The 22,436-nt window shown below is 50.4% G+C and carries 22 protein-coding genes and 1 pseudogene; 1 reads left to right on the top strand and 22 read right to left on the bottom strand.

Going from position 1 to position 22,436, the window contains the following annotated elements:
* Positions 1-14 precede the first annotated feature (14 nt).
* Positions 15-128, top strand: coding sequence for an IS3 family transposase (locus CK797_RS08085; protein WP_225365041.1), 114 nt, complete (start codon positions 15-17; stop codon positions 126-128).
* A 73-nt stretch (positions 129-201) separates the two neighbouring features.
* Here the strand turns inward: CK797_RS08085 and CK797_RS08090 are convergent.
* The 22 genes and pseudogenes from CK797_RS08090 to mraY all read right to left on the bottom strand — a co-directional run bounded on the left by CK797_RS08090 (position 202) and on the right by mraY (position 22,424).
* Positions 202-1,190 (bottom strand): annotated as a pseudogene (locus CK797_RS08090) (ribose-phosphate diphosphokinase).
* Positions 1,191-1,275: 85 nt separating this feature from the next.
* Entirely contained in the window at positions 1,276-3,768 is a 2,493-nt protein-coding gene (locus CK797_RS08095) for an ATP-dependent RecD-like DNA helicase (RefSeq protein ID WP_104689255.1), read from the bottom strand.
* 24 nt (positions 3,769-3,792) lie between these two features.
* The gene (locus tag CK797_RS08100; RefSeq protein WP_104689256.1) at positions 3,793-4,476 is read right to left on the bottom strand and encodes a tetratricopeptide repeat protein; all 684 of its coding nucleotides are present in this window, start codon (positions 4,474-4,476) and stop codon (positions 3,793-3,795) included.
* A gap of 13 nt (positions 4,477-4,489) precedes the next feature.
* Positions 4,490-5,146: a histidine phosphatase family protein gene (locus CK797_RS08105; protein ID WP_104689257.1), complete on the bottom strand. Its 657-nt coding sequence runs from the start codon at positions 5,144-5,146 to the stop codon at positions 4,490-4,492.
* Positions 5,147-5,255: 109 nt separating this feature from the next.
* Positions 5,256-6,389 (bottom strand): tRNA 2-thiouridine(34) synthase MnmA, encoded by a 1,134-nt coding sequence (gene mnmA / locus CK797_RS08110; RefSeq protein WP_104689258.1) that lies wholly within the window; start codon positions 6,387-6,389, stop codon positions 5,256-5,258.
* Between the two features lie 108 nt (positions 6,390-6,497).
* Positions 6,498-6,839, bottom strand: a complete 342-nt coding sequence (locus CK797_RS08115) for a DUF1831 domain-containing protein (RefSeq protein ID WP_104689259.1) — start codon at positions 6,837-6,839, stop codon at positions 6,498-6,500.
* Positions 6,839-8,008: a cysteine desulfurase family protein gene (locus CK797_RS08120; protein WP_104689260.1), complete on the bottom strand. Its 1,170-nt coding sequence runs from the start codon at positions 8,006-8,008 to the stop codon at positions 6,839-6,841. Before CK797_RS08120 ends, CK797_RS08115 begins: the two co-directional genes overlap by 1 nt.
* 18 nt (positions 8,009-8,026) lie before the next feature.
* Positions 8,027-8,722 (bottom strand): 5'-methylthioadenosine/adenosylhomocysteine nucleosidase, encoded by a 696-nt coding sequence (locus CK797_RS08125; protein WP_104689261.1) that lies wholly within the window; start codon positions 8,720-8,722, stop codon positions 8,027-8,029.
* A gap of 12 nt (positions 8,723-8,734) precedes the next feature.
* Complete coding sequence (locus CK797_RS08130; protein WP_104689262.1) at positions 8,735-9,025, bottom strand: hypothetical protein; 291 nt, start codon at positions 9,023-9,025, stop codon at positions 8,735-8,737.
* A complete protein-coding gene (locus CK797_RS08135) occupies positions 9,018-9,569 on the bottom strand; it encodes an NUDIX hydrolase (protein ID WP_104689263.1) in 552 nt (183 codons plus the stop codon). Before CK797_RS08135 ends, CK797_RS08130 begins: the two co-directional genes overlap by 8 nt.
* Positions 9,569-9,784, bottom strand: a complete 216-nt coding sequence (locus tag CK797_RS08140) for a cold-shock protein (RefSeq protein ID WP_104689264.1) — start codon at positions 9,782-9,784, stop codon at positions 9,569-9,571. Before CK797_RS08140 ends, CK797_RS08135 begins: the two co-directional genes overlap by 1 nt.
* Before the next feature lie 121 nt (positions 9,785-9,905).
* Positions 9,906-12,701 (bottom strand): isoleucine--tRNA ligase, encoded by a 2,796-nt coding sequence (gene ileS, locus CK797_RS08145; RefSeq protein WP_104689265.1) that lies wholly within the window; start codon positions 12,699-12,701, stop codon positions 9,906-9,908.
* Between the two features lie 296 nt (positions 12,702-12,997).
* On the bottom strand, positions 12,998-13,732 hold the full coding sequence (locus CK797_RS08150; protein ID WP_104689266.1) for a DivIVA domain-containing protein: 735 nt from the start codon (positions 13,730-13,732) through the stop codon (positions 12,998-13,000).
* A gap of 20 nt (positions 13,733-13,752) precedes the next feature.
* On the bottom strand, positions 13,753-14,538 hold the full coding sequence (locus CK797_RS08155) for an RNA-binding protein (protein WP_104689267.1): 786 nt from the start codon (positions 14,536-14,538) through the stop codon (positions 13,753-13,755).
* Between the two features lie 15 nt (positions 14,539-14,553).
* On the bottom strand, positions 14,554-14,814 hold the full coding sequence (locus CK797_RS08160) for a YggT family protein (RefSeq protein ID WP_104689268.1): 261 nt from the start codon (positions 14,812-14,814) through the stop codon (positions 14,554-14,556).
* A gap of 11 nt (positions 14,815-14,825) precedes the next feature.
* A complete protein-coding gene (locus tag CK797_RS08165) occupies positions 14,826-15,242 on the bottom strand; it encodes a cell division protein SepF (RefSeq protein WP_412458031.1) in 417 nt (138 codons plus the stop codon).
* A gap of 60 nt (positions 15,243-15,302) precedes the next feature.
* Positions 15,303-16,559, bottom strand: a complete 1,257-nt coding sequence (gene ftsZ / locus CK797_RS08170) for a cell division protein FtsZ (protein WP_104689270.1) — start codon at positions 16,557-16,559, stop codon at positions 15,303-15,305.
* A gap of 21 nt (positions 16,560-16,580) precedes the next feature.
* The gene (gene ftsA, locus CK797_RS08175) at positions 16,581-17,948 is read right to left on the bottom strand and encodes a cell division protein FtsA (protein WP_104689271.1); all 1,368 of its coding nucleotides are present in this window, start codon (positions 17,946-17,948) and stop codon (positions 16,581-16,583) included.
* Positions 17,949-18,076: 128 nt separating this feature from the next.
* A complete protein-coding gene (locus tag CK797_RS08180) occupies positions 18,077-18,919 on the bottom strand; it encodes a cell division protein FtsQ/DivIB (protein ID WP_104689272.1) in 843 nt (280 codons plus the stop codon).
* 26 nt (positions 18,920-18,945) lie between these two features.
* Positions 18,946-20,046 (bottom strand): undecaprenyldiphospho-muramoylpentapeptide beta-N-acetylglucosaminyltransferase, encoded by a 1,101-nt coding sequence (murG, locus tag CK797_RS08185; RefSeq protein WP_104689273.1) that lies wholly within the window; start codon positions 20,044-20,046, stop codon positions 18,946-18,948.
* 2 nt (positions 20,047-20,048) lie between these two features.
* Entirely contained in the window at positions 20,049-21,422 is a 1,374-nt protein-coding gene (murD, locus tag CK797_RS08190) for a UDP-N-acetylmuramoyl-L-alanine--D-glutamate ligase (RefSeq protein WP_104689274.1), read from the bottom strand.
* Between the two features lie 30 nt (positions 21,423-21,452).
* On the bottom strand, positions 21,453-22,424 hold the full coding sequence (mraY, locus tag CK797_RS08195; protein ID WP_104689275.1) for a phospho-N-acetylmuramoyl-pentapeptide-transferase: 972 nt from the start codon (positions 22,422-22,424) through the stop codon (positions 21,453-21,455).
* Between the last annotated feature and the right edge of the window lie 12 nt (positions 22,425-22,436).

The raw sequence follows: 22,436 nt of genomic DNA on the forward strand, positions 1-22,436 counted from the left end.
CGCGGCCTAAAACATTGACGGAATTAGAACAATCAGTAAAGGAAGCTATTAAATATTTCAACACTCAACGAGCTTATACATCCAAAAACGGCTTGACCGCGGAAAAATTCCGCGCTCAAGCCGCATAAACTATTTTTCTATTTGAACTGTATACTTGACAGGCGCTAGTGCCACGTGACGGGGCTTTTCTAGTTAATGTTATTATTTGCGATTAAACAGAGTGTCGATGGATTGGTGATTGTGAATACGGACCATCGCCTCGGCCAACAGGTCAGCTACCGATAGCCGGACCAATTTGTCAAAGCACTTCTCTTCTGGCAACTGGATCGTGTCCGTGACGATCATCTTCTCCAGGTCGGAATTTTCCAGGGTATTGGCGGCATCTCCAGAGAGGACTGCATGAGTAGCAATCCCGAAGATCCGTTTAGCACCGAACTTCTGCAAAGCAGCAGCGGACAGCTTCATCCGGATACCGGTATCAACGATATCGTCAACGACCACTGCCGTCCGATCCTTAACATCCCCGATGACGTATTCAGGGACCTCCTGACTAGTCCGTTCCCGTACCTCATCCGCGCGGTTGTCAACAATGGCAATTGGAGCCTTAATGTGTTCAGCAAACTTCCGGGCCAGACTGACCCCAGCATGATCAGGAGAAACAACAACGATGTCATCGCCAGTCAAGCCGTGCTGTTCACAGTAGCTGGCAAACAGGCTGGTGGCCTGAAGGTGATCCACTGGGATGTCGAAGAAACCTTGAACCTGGGCAGCATGAAGATCAATGGTGACTAGCCGGTCGATCTGGTCCATTTCCAGGAGGTTGGCAATCAACTTAGCGGTGATTGGTTCCCGACTCCGGGCCTTACGATCCTGACGGGCATAACCGTAGTATGGCATTACCACATTGATCTTCGCCGCACTAGCCCGACGTAAAGCGTCGACCATGATCAAGAGTTCCATCAGGTTAGTATTGACCGGGTCTGAAACGGACTGAAACGGACTGAATCACATAGACCTTCACAGCCCCGGACACTTTCATCAATCGTGATCTTAATCTCCCCGTCAGCGAAGTGGCTGATGGAGGCCTTGCTCAGCGGCAAGCCAATCCGGTGGGCAATGTTTTCTGCCAGCGGCCGGTTTGAGTTTAAGGCAAACAGGCGGACATTCTCAGCGTTTTTAATCTGCGTCATGTTTCTGTGCTCCTTTTAAGTCAATGCAAAAATCCACCTTCATTATCGCAACAAATGAATGGTTGTTCAAGCAAAATTTACGTTACTAGCAGTTATAGGGGGTGAGTCCCGCCATTCCAATCATGGGATCAACTTCCTGGTTTGCAACCATCGCTGCCGTCAATACGGTTGACTGGTCGTTGGATTCCGGCTCCTTTGAGGCATTAGACAGCGGCACGGCTTGAGAAGAACTAGTCTGTGGGGTTGCCGACGATTCCCGGGATCGTTCATTAACATTAGACTTGTCCAACGGTGACTTCAGATGGTCATGACGTTGCCAGACCGTCGCCAGGCGCTGAGGTAAGGATGTCTGCCGATTCTCACCGGTGTGTTGAGTGGCCATTACTAAAGCAGCCGGTTCACCAATCAAGACCAGCTTCTCAGCTGCCCGAGTCACCGCCGTGTAGACCAAGTTTCGCTGGAGCATCCGGCTGAATTGATGAACCAGGGGCAGGAGAACCATCTTGAACTGGCTCCCCTGGGCCTTGTGAATTGAGATGCAATAGGCCAAACGGATCTGAGTCCATTCCTGACGACCATAGTTGACCTCGTTACCATCAAAGTCAATCGTGATCGTATCGGTTCGTTTGCCGCCCTTCTTGGCACCAGTCTCTACAGCTGTGATCTGCCCGATATCACCGTTAAAAACATTATTCTCTGGACTATTGACCAGCTGAAGAACCTTATCTCCGACCCGAAAGGTCTGCCCACGGAATTCAACTTCTTGTTTACCCTTGGCCGGTGGATTGTAGGCCTGCTGCGCCAGTTGGTTGAGGTTATCAATCCCCGCCTGACCGCGATACATTGGTGCCAGAATCTGCACATCAGCGGCAGTGTAACCCCGCTTAGCTGATAAGTTGATAATCTGGTTGATAATGCTTGGTACCTGTGGAGCGTGGCACTTAATAAAAGAACGGTCCGGCAAGCGGTTCGTCAGATCAGCTGGCAGGTGTCCTTCCTTGATAGCATGGGCCAGTGGGATGATGGTTGAGTCGGCCGCTTGCCGATGGATATTAGTCAATTCCACCCGGGGGATCTCCGAGAAGCTGAGTAAGTCATGAAAAACCTGACCAGGACTGACCGAAGGCAACTGGTCCTTATCGCCGACTAGTACAACATGCATTGAAGTTGGGATCGCCTGAACAAGGGTCTTGAAAAGGAGCGTGTCAACCATTGACATCTCGTCGATGATTAGCAGGGACCCCTTGATATCCCGGGCGTTCATATCGGTTGGTACCTCCCGGCCATTCAACCCCAGCATTCGGTGAATGGTACTAGCCGGCAGGTCAGTAGCTTCACTCATCCGCTTGGCCGCCCGACCAGTTGGAGCAGCTAGCAGGACTGGAAAGGCATTATCCTTGTACTCATCCAGATCCAAGGAAATCTGATGAAGACGAGCATAAGCCGCCACAATTCCCTTAATAATCGTGGTCTTTCCAGTCCCTGGGCCCCCGGTCAACAGCATTACCTTGTGGTTGAGAGCCATCTTGATCGCTTCCTCTTGGACTGAGTCGTACTTGATCCCAGTCTGAATACTAACCTTGCGGACGGTCTGAGCAACTGTTGCCTGATCGATTTTCTCTTCTGGAGCATTCATCAGCCGATGCAAGTGATCAGCAATCTGCCATTCCGCCTTATAGAGAGACGCCGGATAAATTCGCTGGTCCTCATAATTAATGGCGTCCTTTTTTTCCAGGGCAACGATCTGATCTGAGATGGCATTCACCGCAACCTGCCCTGCCCCATTCTCATTAAGCAGGCGGACGGCCTGAGCAAGAAGAGGTGGAGTACTGGTATAAGTATCACCGGTAGTCATCGTTAGATCATCGAGGCTCTGAAAGATCGCTGCCGTGATCCGTCGCGGGTCCTCAGGAGCAATCTTAAGCTGTGCCGCCACCTGGTCAGCCCGCTTAAAACTTATTCCGTCGATATCCTGGGCAAGCTTGTAAGGATTCTCCCGAATCACGTGGAGGGTCTCGTCACCGTACTTATCAAAGATTGTGCTGCTTAGGTTGCTACCAAAACCCAGATCATTCAAGCCAATGATGATCTGATCCATTCCTTGGCTAGCCTGGAGATTCTCGACAATCGATTGCTTGACTCCATGACGGAGCGGAATGTCATCCAGCACGTGGGGGTCGCGGTTGATCTTGGCAATAGCGTCTGTGCCCAGGATGTCGACGATCTTTTCGGCCGTCTTCTTACCTACCCCGCTGAATTGCTTACCAGATAGGAAGTCAATCAGCCCCTCCCGGCTGGACGGTTGGTTGACGTGGTAGGACTGAGCCTGAAACTGGCGGCCATAGCGCGGATGATCGACCAGTTGCCCCTCAAAACGGTAGGTCTGATCATCGCTGAGATCACCAAAGCTCCCAGTGACGGTAATCTCAGTTTCATTCCAATCAAAATTGGCTTCCTCTACCGAAACAATCAGTACTTTGTAAAAAGAGTCCGGACTGGTGAATATCTCCGACTGAACCTGGCCAATAAAAAAAGACGGCTCCGTCGGCGTCTTAAATAAATCCATTTCAACAGCCATTGAAGTCATCCTTTCTAAACGGTATTAATTATTTTTACCCTGAGTCTTTCGCAGGGTCTTCTCGATGTCGGCTAAGCGCTGTTCACTCTTCTGGTAGTAGTTAGGGTCTAACTGCTTGGCCTGGGCAAGGTAGTCCTTGTAGGGCTCATTGAAGACCATAGCGACGATTCCGCGGTTAAACTGGGTGTCAGCCCGACCCGGATGTCGCTTAAGGATCGCATCATAGTATTCCTTGGCCTTGGTAAACTCGCCGAGGGCCAAGAGGGAATCCCCGATCACCTGGTTGATCGCCGGGTCCTCACGACGCAATTCGTGGGCGGTCAGACCATATGCAACCGCCTGCTTGTGCTGTCCCTTCTTCATATAACTCTGGGCCAGCATCAGATAGGAATCCGCCTTGAGCTTATCATCTTCAATCTTGTTATAGAGTTCGATAGCCCGGTTAACCTTTCCGACCTCGTAGTAGAGGTTCCCCAGTCCATAATTCAGCAGGTCCTGGGCATCCCGATCGTTCTTAGCCTCGAAAATTCCTAGTGCCTTCATATATAATTCCTCGGCTTGGGTGTAGTCGTTTAACCGAGTTAAAAGGGATCCCAAATCATAGTAGTTGTTGACCTTATCGGGATGCTCATCAATTGCCTGAATCAGTTTATGTACCAGCTTTTCCGTTTCCTTTTTCTTTTCTTCACGAAAATCTTTTTCTGCCATTGTATTACCCCCTTTATATTATGTCCGTCGGGTCAACCTTAGTCTTGTGCAAGTATGAAGTATCGTTCCACTGGTTAAGTACAAAGTGCTCAGCATCGTCAGTTTCCAAGATCGTAGTTGAAGTATTGCTTAACCCACCCCGGTCCTTTAAATGGGCCATTGGCGTCCCCACCAACGCGTTGATAGTAGCATTGAGGGCCGCCCCGTGGGAGACAACTACGATGTTCTTACCGGGATTGTACCGGCAGAACTCCTTGATGGCGGTACCAACTCGGTTAATAACCTCCTCGAAGCTCTCACTCTCAACCAGCTGGGCGTCGTACTTGTCGGGATGGTGACGGAAGTTATGAAGGGCTTCCGGCCACTTGGCTGCCACGTCAGCAAAGTGCATTCCCTCCATTTTCCCCAGGTTGAATTCGCGAAGACGGCTGTCAATTGTCAATGGGATCGGCCGGTCAAGATGGTCGATCAGCTTCTGGGCTGTTACCCGCGCCCGCTTCAGAGGACTGGCGTAGACGTGTGCAATTGGCACCTCCTCCAAAGACTTGGCAAGCTGAGCAATCTCATGATAGCTACTAGTCAAGAGTGGCGAGTCACCGTGGGCACCCTGATAGCGGGATTGCAGATTCCATTCAGTTTTACCATGACGAATTAAATAAACTTTTGTCATTACTTATCGCAGACCTTTTTAATTTATATTTTACCAAAAAAACGGCCGCTTGTTCATTCTGACTTAAAAAAATAAATGAAGCCAGTCGAAACTGACTTCATCTTCTTGCCTAAACGTATTGTAATTGTCGATCCTTGTTATAGGCCCGGTCAATAATAGCACTACCAAGACACTCGTCACCATCGTAAAAGACCACTGCTTGACCTGGTGTGATGGCACGAGCTGGATCATCGAACTCAACTGTGACCTGGCGACCATCTTCAGAGATATGCGTTGTCACGCCAACGTCCTTCTGACGGTAGCGGAACTTAGCAGTACAATGGAAATCACGACCATAACGGCTGATCACGTCGTCAACCCAGTGAATGTCACTAGCTTCCAGGTGGGTGGCGTAGAGGTGCGGGTTGTGGTAGCCCTGGCCAACGTAAAGGACGTTCTTAGCGATATCCTTGCCAACCACGAACCAAGGCTCGTTGCTCTCCTTGTTGCCACCAAGGCCCAGGCCACGCCGCTGACCAATCGTGTAGTACATCAACCCCATGTGCTGACCGACTACCTTGCCGTCGACGGTCTCCATATTCCCAGGCTGAGCGGGGATGTACTGACTGAGAAATTCTCGGAAGTGACCGTCCTCACCAATAAAGCAGATACCAACGGAATCCTTCTTGTCTGCCGTGGCCAAACCAGCTTCTGAGGCAATCTGCCGGATCTGCGGCTTAGTGTAGTGGGCAAGTGGAAACATGACCTTATCCAGCTGGTGGTAGTCCAGCTGGCTCAAAAAGTAGGTCTGGTCCTTGTGCTGGTCGGCAGCCCGCATCAAGTGCATCCGGCCGCCTTCGTCCCGCTTAAGGTCTGCGTAGTGTCCAGTAGCCACATAATCAGCCCCCAGCTGGTTGGCATAATCAATGAAAGCCTTGAACTTAATTTCCTTGTTACAGATGACATCCGGGTTCGGTGTCCGCCCCTTCTTATACTCAGCGATAAAGTATTTAAAGACCCGGTCCCAGTACTCCTTCTCGAAGTTAACCGAGTAATAAGGGATTCCAATCTTAGCAGCTACCTTGGCCACATCCTTGTAGTCCTCGGTGGCGGTACAAACCCCGTTCTCGTCGGTGTCGTCCCAGTTCTTCATGAAAACCCCAACAACGTCATATCCCTGCCGTTTCAAGAGCAAGGCAGTTACAGAGGAGTCAACTCCCCCGCTCATTCCAACAACAACACGTGTGTGACTGTGATCAGTCATTTTTTACATCACCATCATTTCAAATAGATTCTGGAATAATCTACGATTGAAGGTCGCATGCATCCAGTACGAACCATTGTACCAAATGATCCCCGGCCCTGCACAGATTTAATCCTTCACTAGGATGTGGCGATCAAGCATCTCGTTTAGGATGTAATGATACTGCTCAACGAATTCGGCTGCCCGGGGATGGGTGAAGATATTGACCTTCCGCATCCCGTTACCAGAGAGGGTCTCCATCTTAAAGCCAGTCAGGTCGGCAGCAATCAGGATTCGCAATCGAGCCACCGGATTGAAGGGGTTATCAGTGTCAAGGCTTCCCTTGTACTCGAAGTTTCCCCGCCGCGTCTGCTCGAAGCCCAAGTCCAGGAGGGCATACTTCTTGATATCAGTGCTGATGGAGTAAGTATCGGCATCACCTGGTATTTGAACACTCTTGGTAAACTGCATTAATCTTCCTCCACTTTCTTAACCTGCTTGAGCTTAGCCACAATCTTGACGACGGCAGCGATCAGTTTATCGATGTCTTCATCGGTGTTCATCGCCCCAAAACTAATCCGAATAGACTGGCTGATCCGCGGACTGTCTGGCCCGTACATTGCTGTCAGGACGTGAGACGGCTCAATGCTGCCGGCCGTACATGCCGACCCTCCAGAAACGGCAATCCCGGCCAGGTCAAGGTCGGTCTGCATAACATAAGTTGAGATTCCCTTGAACCAGATATTAAGAACGTGGTTCAGGCCATTTGGATCGATCTTGCCGTTGACCGCAAAATCGATATGGTTATCACGCAGGCCCTGAACAATCTTCTCTTTAAAGTGGTAGTAGCGCTCCTGACGCTGCTGCTTCTCAGCCGGCGAATCAAGCTCGACTGCCTTGGCAAAAGCTGCAATGGCAGGAACGTTTTCGGTACCGGCCCGACGCTTAGTCTCTTGGTCACCGCCCTTGATGAAGCTCGGAAAACTAATCCCATCACGTCGGTAGAGGAAGCCGATCATCTTAGGCCCGTTGAGCTTGTGGGCCGAAGTCGATAGCAGGTCAATATGATCACGCTTAACATCGATTGGCAACAAGCCATACGCCTGGACGGCATCGGTATGAAACCAGGCCTGATGGTCCTTCAAGATTTCCCCGATCTCGTGAATCGGCATCCGACTACCGACCTCATTATTTCCGGTCATGATGGTAACCAGGATGGTATCGTCACGTAGGGCGGATTTGAAATCATCTAATGAAATCTCACCGTTCTCATCCACCGGCAGGTAGGTGACATCAAAACCACGCTGCTCCAAATAGTGCAACGGCTTTAAGACCGCCTCGTGCTCAATCGCCGTGGTGATAATGTGTTTGCCGAGCTGTTGACGAGTCAGGGCCGTCTGAATAATGGCAGTGTTATCACTCTCAGTCCCTCCACTGGTGAAGATGATTTCATTATCATCAGCGTTGATGCTCTGGGCAATCAGGTGACGACTATTCTCCATCACTAGCTTAGCATGGCGTCCGTAGGAATAGCCAGTTGAGGCGTTCCCCCAGGAGTCTTCCATCTCCTTGGTCATCGTGGCAATTACCTCCGGGGCCATCGGGGTGGTGGCCGCGTTATCTAAGTAAACCTCACTCACTACAATTCATCCTTTCAATTACTTATTCAGGTCGTCAAATAGCTGTAGAAGCATGTTGGCGGACTGTTTACCGGCCTCGATGATAAACTCGTCGAAACTGACACCGGCATCTTCGTTCCCGGTGTCAGACATTGCCCGCACCACAACGTACGGTACGTCATGATCAGTAGCTACCTGGCCAACTGCGGCCCCTTCCATCTCACTCGACAGGGCCTCGGGGAAGTAATGAAGAATCTGGTCGATAGCGTCTTGACTGGCAATAAATTGGTCCCCGGAGACGATCAGGCCCCGCTTGATATTCAACCCTGTCTGTTCACCAGCCTTCTCCAAAGCCTTCCCCCACTTCTCGGAAGCTTTGAAGCGGGGCTGCTTACCCGGCAGCTGGCCGTAAACATAGTCGAAAGCCCGGGCATCGACATCATGGTAGGCCGTCTCACTGGAGATAACCACATCCCCAACATGCAAACCCTGGCCAATTCCACCGGCAGAACCAGAATTAATCACTACATCGACGTTAAAGTCAGTGATCAAGTGCTCTGTAGTGATCCCTGCCTCAACCTTGCCAATCCCGGATTCTACCAGAACGACCTGCTGGTTGCTGATCTTACCTTGGAGATAGTCCTTACCACCGATCGTCTCCACCTGCTTGTCAGAGAGCTGGGCGGTTAATTCCTTAATTTCTTCTGGCATTGCACAAATAATTCCAAATTTCATTTTCACTTCTCCTTATCCAACATAAAAGAGGATCAAATACACCACAATAATCGCTGCAACAAGAGCCGCAATGACAATATTCAAGCGGCGTTTCAGACGACGAACCCTTTCCTCTCGGTCCTGGTCCGCCCGTTCATCCGCAAAAGCACGTCGACGCATCTCTGGCGGCGTAGTCGTGTCTTCGGCCGATTGTGCAGGACGCTGCTGGGACTGAGCTGCCTGCTGCTGACGGTACTGCCGACGGGACAGGAAAGGTTCGTCTGCAGCCCGATCATCTTGTGGGCTGGTCGGTTGATTATTCATAATTCTTCATTCCCCGCCAGTAGTAGATAGCCATAATCGTCTTGGCGTCCTCAATCTCACCACGATCGATCATTGCCAGAGCCTGGTCCAAGCTGACCGTCTGCAGGGCCAGTTGTTCATCTTGATCCTGGGGCAGCTCGTGGTCAACCCGCTCCAGGCCCCGGGCTAGGTAGAGAGTCATATACTCATCCATACACCCCACCGAGGTGTAGAAAGACGAGATTTTCTCTAGTTCTGTAGCCTGGTAGCGGGTCTCCTCATTCAGCTCCCGCTTGGCGGCATGAACCGCGTTATCTGCGTCACGGTCATCCAGTTTGCCGGCCGGAATCTCCAGGGTGGTCTTAGCGATTGGCGCGCGCCACTGCTTCTCCAGGATCATCTTGTTATCACTCGTCAACGCTAGGATTGCGATGGCTGGTGCATGGTGGACAATCTCCCGCTGGGCCACATTTCCCTGAGGGGTCTTGACCTGCTGAACCTCGACGTCAATCAGATGACCGTGAAAAACCGTCTTACTCTCGATTGGTTGCTCTTCAAAATCCACTAAAATCCCTCCTTGGCTAAGATTCGAACGTGAGCAGCCTGGGGGCCCTTCTTGCCCTGGACAATTACCATAGAAACCCGCTGACCCGGGTGCAGGACCCGACGGTGAGTCCCCTCAATGCCGCTGTAATGGACGAAAATCTCGCCCTCGTGGGGAACCATGATGAATCCCCACCCCTTCTGCTCATCAAAACTTTTTACTTTGCCTTCAAGCATTTTTTCACCTACTAATTTTATCAAACTAAAAATACCAAGCGACACAGTCACTTGGTATTTTACACCGCTCATAAATAATTGTCATGAATCGGCAATCAGCGGCTGAATTTTACATGTTTCTTTACTTTTCTAGACCTTCATCAACCGTTTCAGGGAAATTATCCCGCACGATCTTAGCACACCGTGCACAGAGAGTTGGGTATGCGCTGTCACTGCCAACGTCTTCCTTGACCATCCGGCAGCGGGCACAGGTCTCACCAACAGCCGGACTAACCTTGACTGCCACCCCATCATTGAACTTATCAGCATCGGCTGGTGCCTCATCCAATGGGTGAACGTGAAGGTCGGAAACCCCAAGCAGGAGTTGAACATTAGCGTCCAAGCTATCCAACAAGGCCGCCTGTTGATCGTTCAGGTAGAGATCAGCTTGGGCCTCCAGGGACTTCCCAATCATCTTAGCATTGCGGGCCTCTTCCAGACTCTTCAGGACATGGGAACGAACTTCCATGAAGTCGTGCCACTTATCCAGGAGATCCCCTTCGTTGGCGAAGGACTCAACATCCGGGATTTCAGTCAGTTGGACAAAATCTTCCGGTTCATCCATATAGCCCCAGACCTCTTCCGTGGTGTGTGGCAGGATTGGCGTCAGCAGCTTAACCAGCGTCAGCAGGATCTGGTAAAAGACCGTCTGCATCGACCGCCGAACATGGGAATCAGCAGGTTCAATATAAAGAACGTCCTTAGCCACGTTCATGTAGAAGGCGGACAAGTCATTGTTGACAAAGTTGATCAAGAGCTTGTAGGCATCCAAGAAGTCGTACTGGTCGAAATCATCCCGCATCTGCTTGAGGAAATGGTTCAGTTTAACCAGCATGTACTGGTCAACAGCCGTCAGCTTTTCATAGGAAACTGTGTTCTCAGCAGGCTTGAAGTCAGCAGTGTTGGCCAGCAGGAAACGGAAGGTGTTCCGTAGCTTCCGGTAGGCCTCGGAAATCTGTTGGAAGGTTCCCATAGAAACCCGAACGTCAGCCGAGGTGTCGGCGGACATTACCCAGAGACGGATAATTTCGGCACCCATCTGCTTGACCACCTTGTTAGGATCGATGACGTTTCCCATCGACTTACTCATCTTCTTGCCCTTCTTATCCAGGGTAAATCCTTGGGAGATGATGCTCTTGTATGGCGCATGACCGGAGCAGACCACACTGGTAATCAAGCTGGAATTGAACCAGCCGCGGTACTGGTCAGAACCTTCCAGGTACATATCAGCCGGGTAGGTCAGGTAGTCCCGCTCAGCTAAGACACCCTGATGGGAGGAACCAGAGTCGAACCAGACATCCATGATGTCGGTCTCCTTGGTGAATTTTCCGTGTGGTGAGTGCTCATTGGTGTAGCCCTCTGGCAGAAGGTCCTTAGCGTCCCGGTCAAACCAGACGTTGGAACCATACTTAGCAAACAGATCAGCAACGTGGTTGATCGTTGCTTCTTCCATAATTGGCGTGCCATCCTCAGCATAGAAGATTGGCAGCGGTACACCCCAGACCCGCTGCCGGGAGATAACCCAATCACCACGGTCCTTGATCATGTTGCGCAGACGAACTTTCCCCCATGCCGGGTGGTACTCAACATTTTCCAGAGCATCCAAGATATCCTGACGCATCTTCTCGATAGAAACAAACCACTGGTCGGTAGCCCGGAAGATGATCGGCTTCTTGGTCCGCCAGTCAAATGGGTAGGAGTGCTTAAGCGGTTCTTCCAGCAAAAGGGCATGGTTGTCTTCCAGCTTTTGCAGGGAGATATCGTCAGCCTTCTGGTAGAAGACCCCGTCAAAGTCGGCCCCATTCTCCTTGGTCAAGACCCCCTGGTCATTGATTGGCGCAAAGATCGGCAAGTCGTACTTCTTACCAAAGTTGTAGTCATCGTCACCGTAGCCTGGTGCGGTGTGTACCAAGCCGGTCCCGGTGTCGGCGGTAACGTAGTCGGCATTACCGACCAGCAGTTCCCGGTCGAGGTATGGGTGCTGGGTAGTCATCCCTTCCATATCAGCGCCGGAAAGATGGTCAACCACCTCATAATCGTCCCAGCCCAGCTTTTCCGCTAGGTTGCCCAGCAACTCCGTACCAACAACGTACTTGCGGTCATCACCAGCTGGTTTAACAACGGAGTAATCAAACTTCGGGTTAACGGCTACGGCTTCAGATGCGGGTACCGTCCACGGAGTCGTCGTCCAGACTACCAGGTAGGTGTTACTGTCGAGGCGGTCCTTGCCGTCCTTTACCTGTTCGACGAAGAAAGCCGTCTTTGCTACAACGTCGTGGTATTCAACCTCAGCCTCGGCCAGGGCAGACTCCGATGACCATGACCAGTAAACCGGCTTCTTGGCCTGGTAGAGCAACCCCTTCTTGGCAAATTCGCCAAAGACCCGAATCTGAGCCGCTTCAAATTCCTTGTCCAGCGTCAGATATGGATGATCCCATTCCCCACTGACACCCAGACGTTTGAAGTCGGTCCGCTGCTTGTCAACCTGCTCCAGGGCATACTTACGACAAAGATCCCGGAATTCTGAGGTAGACATCTTCTTACGGTCGTACCCGGACTTAGTCAGTTGGTGTTCGATCGGCAGGCCGTGGGTATCCCAGCCAGGAACGTATGGAGCCCGGTAGCCGGTCATTGACTTATAACGAACAATGAAGTCCTTAGAGATCTTGTTCATGGCGTGACCAATGTGAATGTTTCCGTTAGCGTATGGGGGCCCATCATGAAGAACAAATGACGGCTTGCCCTCATTCAATTTTTGCCGCAATTGATAAACTTTATTCTCTTCCCAAAGTTGTTCACGTTGGGCTTCGGTAACCGGTAGCTTCCCGCGCATTGGGAACTTGGTCCGGCCGATGTTTAGTGTGTCTTTCACACGCATCGCAATTACCCCTTTCTGTTATGCAAATTGGTCGCCTTAATAAAAAAAGCCTCATCCCGATTGGGACGAAGCTAAACGTGGTACCACCCAGATTCAAGGTCAGATATGACCTCCTCAAATCATTGGGTAACGGTAATGAACCGAACGAGGCTAATACATTCACCCCGTTGCTCAGAGATGATCAGCAATCGCTGTCAAATACCAATCTCACACCACTCATTGGCTCGCTAAATTCAACAATTACGATTGCAATTCTCTTCAACGTTTTATTAAAGCGCCTGTGATTCAAACACGAGCTACTTATCAGCATCGCTGTCGTCATCCGGGAAGACAACGACTGTCTGCCCCGCATCGCTGGCCTGGCTATCAACTGCTGATGATTCACTACCAGCATCTGTCGGCTCAACGGCTGGCTGATCACCAGCTACCGGCTGCGTGTCTGAACTAGTTGTTGATGATTCTACACTGTCGTCAGAATGCTTGTCAAGCGATGCTCCCAAGATCTTTTGGATTTCATCGTACTTATCGGTATTGTCAGTGGCCAACAACTTATCCCACTCGTCACTCTTGACAACCTCAAGCTGAGATTCCAGCATCACCTGAAGCCGTTGCCGGAAGATCCGGGTCTGCTTCTTGAGGTCGTTAGTCTCCGTGGTCAGTTTCCGGGTGTCTTCCGCACTCGTCTCGATAACCTGGTTGGACTTTTCGTTGGCTTCAGAAACAATATCAGTAGCCTGCTTTTGGGCCTCACGGATCATAATGTCCGCCTCACGTTTAGCATTTGTTTTGACCTTATCCGCGGCTTCTTGGGCAACCAGGATCGACTTGTTCAATGAATCCTTAAGCTCCGTGAAATACTTCAGTTTCTCCTCATCGGCCTTGATGGCTTCCTGAAGAGCATTATTCTTTTCGGTTAGTTCCTGAACTGTCTGAGAGACTTCTTGAATGAAGGCCTTCACCTCATCCTGATTGTATCCCCGCATCTTAGTCGAAAAATCTTGATTGTTAATTTGATCAATTGTTAACCCCATGTTATTCCCTCCAATTAAATTCATGCCCGGACAACGGACATCCTTATTCGTTCCTTTTGCTTCCTGGTCTTGCCACCAATCACATCGATCCGCACCCGACCCGCATGGCGCACCGACAGGAGGTCATGGGCAACGATCGGATAATCTGGCCGGGCCATTACCTCCCAATTCAGACGAACCAGTCCGTGCTCAATCAGCTGTTTGGCACGATTACGAGAATAGTTAAAGCTAGCTGCTACAACATTGTCAAGGCGTAGTGATGAAACGGTGGTGGTCACTTGCTCCCAATCCTCAACTGGGGTCAGTGCCGCCGTTAACTCACTAGCCAGCCACTTCACCTTCACCCGGCCAACATGGTGGACCTCCTGACGCAGAAACTGCGCCATCGCCTCGGTTACTACCACTTGCCAACGCTGGCCATCTGTGATGATATCACCGAACGACTCCCTCGTGAGGCCCTCTCCAAGCAGGGTTCCCATAATCTGCCGATGATGAAGTGTGGCAAACTTAGTCGGGTAATCAATCGTCAGCAGCTGTAAGTCAAAGTCATCTACCGTTGGTTGATAGTAGGCTGGATAAAATAGCAGTCGTTGCATTTCTGCTCCTGTCCAGCCGCCTTCACTGGCTACCTTGACCTCATCCGTCCGGTTGGCAATTGTCTGGGCAATGTAGCGCTGCCGTGGATTTAAGAAAGCAGTCAAGACGGGGCGGTACTGCCCAGCTGCGGTAGCTACCCAGTCATTGATCTGGTCGATCAGTGGGGCCTCTTCTGGGCGAAAGTGCTGTTTAATACTCTCACTATCCATGGTTATCATTACCCGCTAAATCAAATGCGCCAGGAAGGCCAGCCCGTCTTGCACCAGGTACAAGACGATAATGGCCACCACCGGAGAAAAGCTGATACCGCCCAGCGGTGGAATGAAATCAAACCAGTGCATGTAAGGCTCAACCAGGCGATCAATAATCTCACCCAGCCGGGTACCCCGAGAAATCGGAAACCACGACAAAAGGCACCAGACCACAATCACCAAGATATAGGCGTTAATTAGCCAGTTTAGGCACCAAAATATGTATCCTAACATCGATTTGCTCCTTAATTTGGCAGATTGCCGCTATCCATCTTCATGTCAGATAGGCTACCGGAAACCTCATAGTTCTTTGGTGTACATAGGAAAATCTCCTTGCCGATCCGCTTGATGCCACCATCAATAGCAAAGGTAGCTCCGTTTAGGAAGTCAACCACTCGCTTGGCGTTATCATTATCCATCTGCATGAAGTTGACGATCACCGCCCGGCCGTCAAGCAACTGGGTTGCGATCTGGCGAACATCAGCGTACAGCCGGGGTTCGTACAGAGAAATCTGACTAAGTCGTTTTTCCTGCTTGGCCTGATGAATCGAAACGACATTATTGTGCCGACCAGACTGCTGAGATGGGGTTTCATCATCGTAATATTCGTCCTGGGCAACATCATCATCACCAAACAGGCTCTTAAAAAGTGCCATACTAATTCCCTCCTTAATACACAGAAGATACTAAAACGGGTGCAATTAAATCGCCCCCGTTAATTCTTATTTGCGCCGGTTCTTAAAGAAAGGTGGGGTCGACAGGTTGTCGTCATCACTATCATCAGAGCTGGCAGTATCATCATTAAATACATTGAATTCTGGCTTATCAACGTGTGTAAAATCGCTACCCGCTGCTGAATCCGGTTGTACGGTGGAGTTGCCTGCCGTCGGATCACTCCAATTGTCAAACGGATCCTTCTCCTTGGCCGCCGTCGTCGGTTGTGACTGGGCAGCACTCTGTGGAGCCGCACTCCCCGCCGTATTTACTTGTGGTTGAGCCGGGGTAGCCGCCTTCTTCTTGTCAATTCCCGTGGCAATCACGGTTACCCGAACCTCGTCACCCATCTTTTCATTGAGAGACATCCCAAAGGCAATATCAACATCTGTCCCGGCAGCCTGCCGAATAACATCAGATGCCTCTTGAGCCTCAAACATGGACAGATCTTTGCCCCCAGTAATATCCATTAAGACGTGCTGGGCACCGTTGATGGAAACCTCCAGCAATGGTGAAGAAATAGCCTTCTTAGTGGCCTCAGTGGCCCGATTTTCACCAGTAGAGTTACCAACACCCATCAAGGCTGCTCCCTGGTTAGACATCAGGGTCTTGATATCAGCAAAGTCCAGATTGATGTACCCTGGTGTCACAATCAAATCAGAGATTCCCTGAACACCTTGACGCAGGACATTGTCAGCCTCCTTAAAGGCTTCCATCATCGGCGTCTTCTTATCAATCATTTCAAGTAGGCGGTTATTAGCCACAATGATCAGCGTATCCACGTTGGACTTGAATTTTTCAAGTCCTTCCGTAGCAAACTTTGAACGACGTGGTCCTTCAAAAGAGAATGGCCGGGTAACTACCCCCACCGTTAGAGCACCGCTATCCTTAGCGATCTTGGCAATAACCGGTGCTGCACCTGTACCGGTTCCACCACCCATTCCGGCGGTGATGAAGACCATGTCGGCACCCTCTAAGGCTTTTTGGATCTGTTCTTCACTTTCCTGGGCAGCCTTGTCACCCACTTCTGGGTTGGAGCCAGCACCCAGTCCCTTAGTCAGCTTAGGGCCCAATTGGATCTTGGTAGGGGCCTGAGAAGCATTCAAGGCCTGCAGGTCAGTGTTGGCCACGATGAAGTCAACTCCCTGAACCTTTTCACTGATCATCCGGTTGACGGCATTTCCGCCACCGCCACCGACACCAATTACCTTAATTCGTGCACCGGCAAATTCATTTTCCATTGCGTTTGTTTCGTTGTTGTCCATACAGCTGTTCCTCCGTGAATATTAATCGAATAAGTTATTAAACATACTCTTAAAGCGGTTGCCAATCGAGTGGCTCTTATTCTTCTTGGTGCGTGTCGGCTTCTTTTCTGTCGACTGTTCATCTGTAGTTGACTGAGTAGGTGTAGTAGTCCACTGCCCCCTACTCTCCTGTGCTGGGCGTGGCGTATTCAGCGACTCATGAGGTCTAGTGATCAGGTCCGCCTGCTGCAGGGTCTGCTTGATTAAACGGTCAACATCTGTCAACTGACTCTCGTACATAGTCAGTGCCAGGGCCAATGAGTAGCGCGGATAGCGAACTCCCATCTGCTCAGGCTGGTAGACATTAATGCGCTCCTTGAAGTACTGTTGAGCCAACTGGCTGATGCCAGGCAGCGAAGCGCCGCCACCCACCAGAACTACTCCGCCGGGCAGCCGAGGTGCATGAATGGCATGCAAGCGCTGAACACTCCGCTGGAAGATCTGGCGAACCCGCGCCTCAATAATTTCTGCTAAATACTCCTCGGAGAATTGCTGGGGGGTATTCTCGCCAACTACTGGGACATCCACCTGGGCATCAGCCTTAGTCAAGGAGGCCATTGCATATCCATGATCGAGCTTCAGCCGTTCAGCATTACGCAGGGAAGTGTTAAGCACCGTTGAGATGTCCCGGGTAACATACTGACCACCCTCGGGATCAACGAAAGTGTACTTGAGCTGGTGATCATGAATAATGCTAGTTGTCGTCTGGCCACCGCCAAGGTCAATTACTACAGTCCCAAAGTCCTGCTCACCATCGTTAAGAAGGGTGAATCCGGTAGCAATCGGTGCGATCACAAAGTCGCGAATACCGTAACCTGCCTGCTGTACAGCCTTTTTCGTATTGTGAATAATAGTTTTAGGTCCGGTGTACAAAGTCCCTTTCATTTCAAGGCGAACGCCAACCATTCCCCGAGGATCCTTAATTGCGTCGAATCCGTCCACTGTAAACTCGGTTGGAATTAGGTCAAGAACGGCTAACTCCGGCGAAATGCTCTGGGTCAGTGTCTCCTTGGCTACATCAATCACATCGCGATCGGTAATCTCATGTGACTGGCCCTGTGAAGCAATCGTAATTGAGCCGTGGACCCGTTGCATATGCAAATAATTAGCTGGTAACCCCACGATAACATTCTTAATATCGATATTGGACTTTGCCTCGGCCTTCTTAACAGCTTGGGAAATTGCACGAGCGGTTTTATCGATATCAACAATCACACCACGATTTAAACCGGCTGAAGGTACAACACCAACGCTGATAACCTTCAGCTGTCCCTTTACATTTTCACAGACCATTGCCTTGATCGAGGTGGTTCCAATATCTAATCCAACATAAACTTCTGAATTATTCATCTGGTCGGAACCCTCCTAAAACTATTATACTAAATTATTTTTTTCGTAATTTAATATTGATCTAATAAAGATTTTACCACAGTTAAACTTACTCTCAAATGGATTGATGCAAGCTTTTTCAAAATTTGTCACTTATCTTTAGCACCATAATCATATGAAAAGGCTCCAACCTGCAAGTCAACAACCCCGTTTTGCTTCATATTTGCCACAATCCCAGGATAATAAGCCATTTTCTTGCCTACCGTATTCTTATCAGCAAGAACCGTGTTCCCATCACGCATGTACAGGATAATTCGGTTTGGCATCTGCTTGGTTGGCTGATAAACAATTGCTGAGATCCCGGTGCGGATTGCTGGCTTCAGCTTGCCCACCTGACGGGCAATTAGCTGAAGATCAGCACGATGGCCATCAAATTGACGGTAGTCGATTCCGGTGCTGTCCATTGTAGTCACCTGCAGACGGCCATCAGCTAAAACCGCATATTCCTGTTTGCCGAGCCGGGCGGTCCCAAGCAATGGATTCTCCCGAACCGTGACCGTCATACTCCGCAGCCCGGTCACCTTGACCTTGGCACTGGTAATGCGGGGCTGACGCACTCGAGCCTGCTGACAGAGCTTATCCCGGGTCAGGTAGACACCCCAGATAAAGCGCCCCGGATAAACCTTTACCGCGTCCTCAACGTTTGCGGCCGTCAGTTCCCTATTACCAACCACCTTTACGGACGAAAGCTTGCTTAATGGCGAAATGATGTAAACCATCAGTAGGAGAACAAGGCCGAATAGCAGGACCAGCTTAAATACCCGTTCACCATTCTTACGGTAGTGGTGGTGGCGCAGTCGCGGTAGTCGTTTGCCAATGTGCTTCTTGACTGGCCGCTGACGCCGCTGATGGGCACGACGGCTTCGCTCTTCCAGTTCTGCCAACCGTTTGGCATAGCGCTGGTGTTCAGAGACATAGTGATCCCTTGTCATCTTCAGCCGTCCTCCTTACTTCTTACTTAATGTTCATCAATCGCCTTATGTAGGACTTTAATCAGCCGGTCCGCCGCATCGGGCCGGCCCACCTTCTTAGACGCTGCCGACATGTTAGCCCGCAGGTCATCATTTTCCATGATCCGGTCCGCCTGCAGCAGGAGCGTCTTGGCATCCAGCTTGTCTTCGGTAATCATGACCGCCGCATTGTTCTTGACCAAGGCCTGAGCATTCTTTACCTGGTGGTTAGCCGTGACGTACGGACTTGGAATCAGGATAGTCGGTACCCCCAGTGCGGTCACCTCAGCAATTGTCGTGGCCCCTGCCCGAGAAACTAAGGCCGCTACCCGGGGCATCTTGGCCGGCATATCTTTGATGTACGGTACCACTTTAACATTGGCACCGATCTTAATGTCCTTCAACTGCTCCTTGACATGATCATAGCGCTTCTGACCGGTCGCAAAGAGCACCTGGTAATCACGTTTATTAAACTCGGGAATTGCATCGATAACTGCCTGGTTGATCTTTGGTGCCCCCTGACTGCCGCCAAAGATCATCAAAGTCGCTACGTCATCCTTAAGCCCATAACTAGTCCAGGAAAAGTCACTGTCGGCCTGGGCCGCAACCTGTTGGGCCCGTGGGTTCCCGACCATCGTCACCTTAGCAGCCGGGAATTGGTCACGAGCCGCTTCAAAGGCAATCGCAATCTGATCAACATAACGACTGAGAAACTTGTTGGTAACCCCGACCACACTGTTCTGCTCATGAATGACCGTCGGAACATGATGTTTAGCCGCCGCATATAGAACAGCTCCACTGACGTAGCCACCCGTGCCTAATACCACATCAGGTTTAAAGTCCCGAATAATCTTCTTAGCATGGTGAACCGAATGCAGGAATAGATAGATAGTCTTGAAGTTATCCAGGGATAGGGACCGCTTGAAACCTTGCATATGCATAGTTTCCAGCTTGATACCCGCATCGGGGACGATCTTGTTCTCTAAGCCCCGGGTGGTCCCGACGTAAAGAACCTCCGTATCAGGTTCAACCTGTTTCAACCGTTCAATTAGGGCCAGTGCCGGATAGATATGACCACCGGTGCCCCCGCCAGATACAAGTAACCGCATTTTTACTTCTCCTTTTGATTCGTTAACTTTTCAACTGCTTCGATGAACCGGTCACCACGTACCTCAAAACTTGGAAACTGATCCCAGCTGGCGTTGGCTGGCGATAGCAAGATTACGTCGCCAGGAGCACTGATCTTCCAGGCTTCTGGTACTGCCGTGACGGCGTTCTCACTCTCGAGAATTGTTGGAATACCGGCCTGTTCAGCGGCATCCTTCATTTTATCCTTGCACTGCCCGAAGACAATGATCGCCTTAACATGCTTCTTGAAGTACGGAACCAGGCGTTCAAAGGTATATCCTCGATCCAAGCCGCCAGCCAAGAGGATCACCGGCCGGTCAAATCCCTGCAGGGCAACCTCGGTAGCCTCGATATCAGTCGACTTGGAGTCATTATAGAACAGCCGATCCTGGTATTCCGTGACATACTGAAGACGGTGCCGGACTCCGCCAAAGGTCGTCAGAACACTGATAATATCCTCATTTGCTACTCCGCTAAGCTTAGCGGCAGCGATGGCAGCCAGGGCATTCTCGACATTTTGAGGCCCGATCAGGCGAATGTCGCTGGCCTTCATGATTTGTTCACCGCGCCAGCAAATCATACCGTCTTCCTCGTAGGCACCCGCATGACTCTTGTTGAGCCGTGAGAAGGGAACAATTGTCGCTTGGGAACGCTGAGCAATTGACTGCCATTCATCACGGTCCCAATTCATGATCAAGAAGTCATCTCTGGTCTGGTTACGGGTAATGTTGAGTTTGGCGTTAATGTAATTCTCCCGGGTCTTATGATAGTCCAAATGATTGGAGAAGATGTTGGTGATGATAGCAATGTGTGGGTGAATGGTTGGACACCCAAGCAGTTGGAAGCTGGAGAGTTCGGTGACCAAGGTGTCATCAGGACCTAACCCCTCGGCAACTTTGCTAAAGGATACCCCAATATTGCCCGCATATTTGACATTGTGACTAGAACTTTTAGCCAGCATCAACTGGGTCAGAGTTGTTGTGGTCGTCTTCCCGTTACTACCGGTAACGCTGACCAGGTGCCCGTCGAAAATCTCCCAACCGAGTTCGGCCTCGGTGATAATCGGCGTCTGCTGCTCAACGAACTTGGCAACCAGTGGGTTATCGTACGGGATGCCTGGATTCTTAACAACAATGTCAAAACCCTCATCGGCTAAGCTAAGCGGATTGGAACCGGTAATGACCTTGATGCCATCGCTCTCCAGACCGGCAACTACCTGTGGGTCTTTAGGCGTCTTCATGTCGTTAGCCGTTACCATGGCCCCCAGCTTGACAAGCAGGTGGGCCGCATTAATACCACTGATCCCAAAGCCCATTACTAGAACCTTCTTGCCTTGATACTTACTAATCTTCTTCATAGGATATTTCCTTCTCTCAATCTGTAATTATTAACCTGCAATCAAAATCCAACTTACGGCAATGAGAGCACCAATCAAACCGACGAGCCAGAAGACGATGTCGATCTTCCATTCGCTCCAGCCACATAACTCAAAGTGATGATGAATTGGACTCATCTTGAAGATCCGTTTCCCAGTTAGCTTAAACGATGCCACTTGCAACATGACACTGGCTGTTTCACAGACGTAGACAATCCCCACGATCAACAGGGACCATTCATGGTGCAGCAGTAGGGAAACCGCCGCTAGTGAAGCACCAATAGCCAGCGACCCCATGTCACCCATGAAAATCTTAGCTGGCTTATGGTTATATGGGAAAAAGCCAACTAGCGTCCCAATCATAGCCAGACAGAACAGCGCAATCTCAGGATAGCCTGGTTGATTGAGGTTAACCAGGGCAACGATTAGGTAGGCAATAAATGAAATAATGGACAGACCGCTGACCAGACCATCAAGGCCATCGGTCAGATTAACCGCATTGGAGAATCCGACAATCCAGAAGATGATGAATAGGCCATACCACCAACCAATTTGACTGGTCCCAAAGCCCATCTGGAAACCTTCGTTCTGATAGATCACCGTGAAAATCATTGCCGCAATGACCTGACAAAGAGCTTTCTGCCATGCTTTAAAACCTTCATTCTGATGGTGGAAGATTTTAATGCTGTCATCCCACATCCCGATCAAGCCATAGACAACCAGGATGAAGAGCAAGGCCCAGAGGGTGTTGGTGATTAACCCCCGCCAGGCTGCAACCCAGAGAATGGTAACGACCGCTGAAACAATGAAAAGCAATCCTCCCATTGTCGGAGTTCCAGCCTTCTTGGCGTGCCAGGTAGGTCCCTCCTTGCGAATCTGTTGGCCCTCCTTTTTAGCCCGGAAATAGCGGATTAGTGATGGCATCAGGAAGAAGGTAATCGCAAATGCACTAATTACCGTTAGAATAGCTGTCAATAAATTCATAGTGTCCTCCAA

Source organism: Limosilactobacillus pontis (assembly GCF_002940945.1).
In the GTDB taxonomy this organism is placed as follows: Bacteria; Bacillota; Bacilli; order Lactobacillales; family Lactobacillaceae; genus Limosilactobacillus; species Limosilactobacillus pontis_A.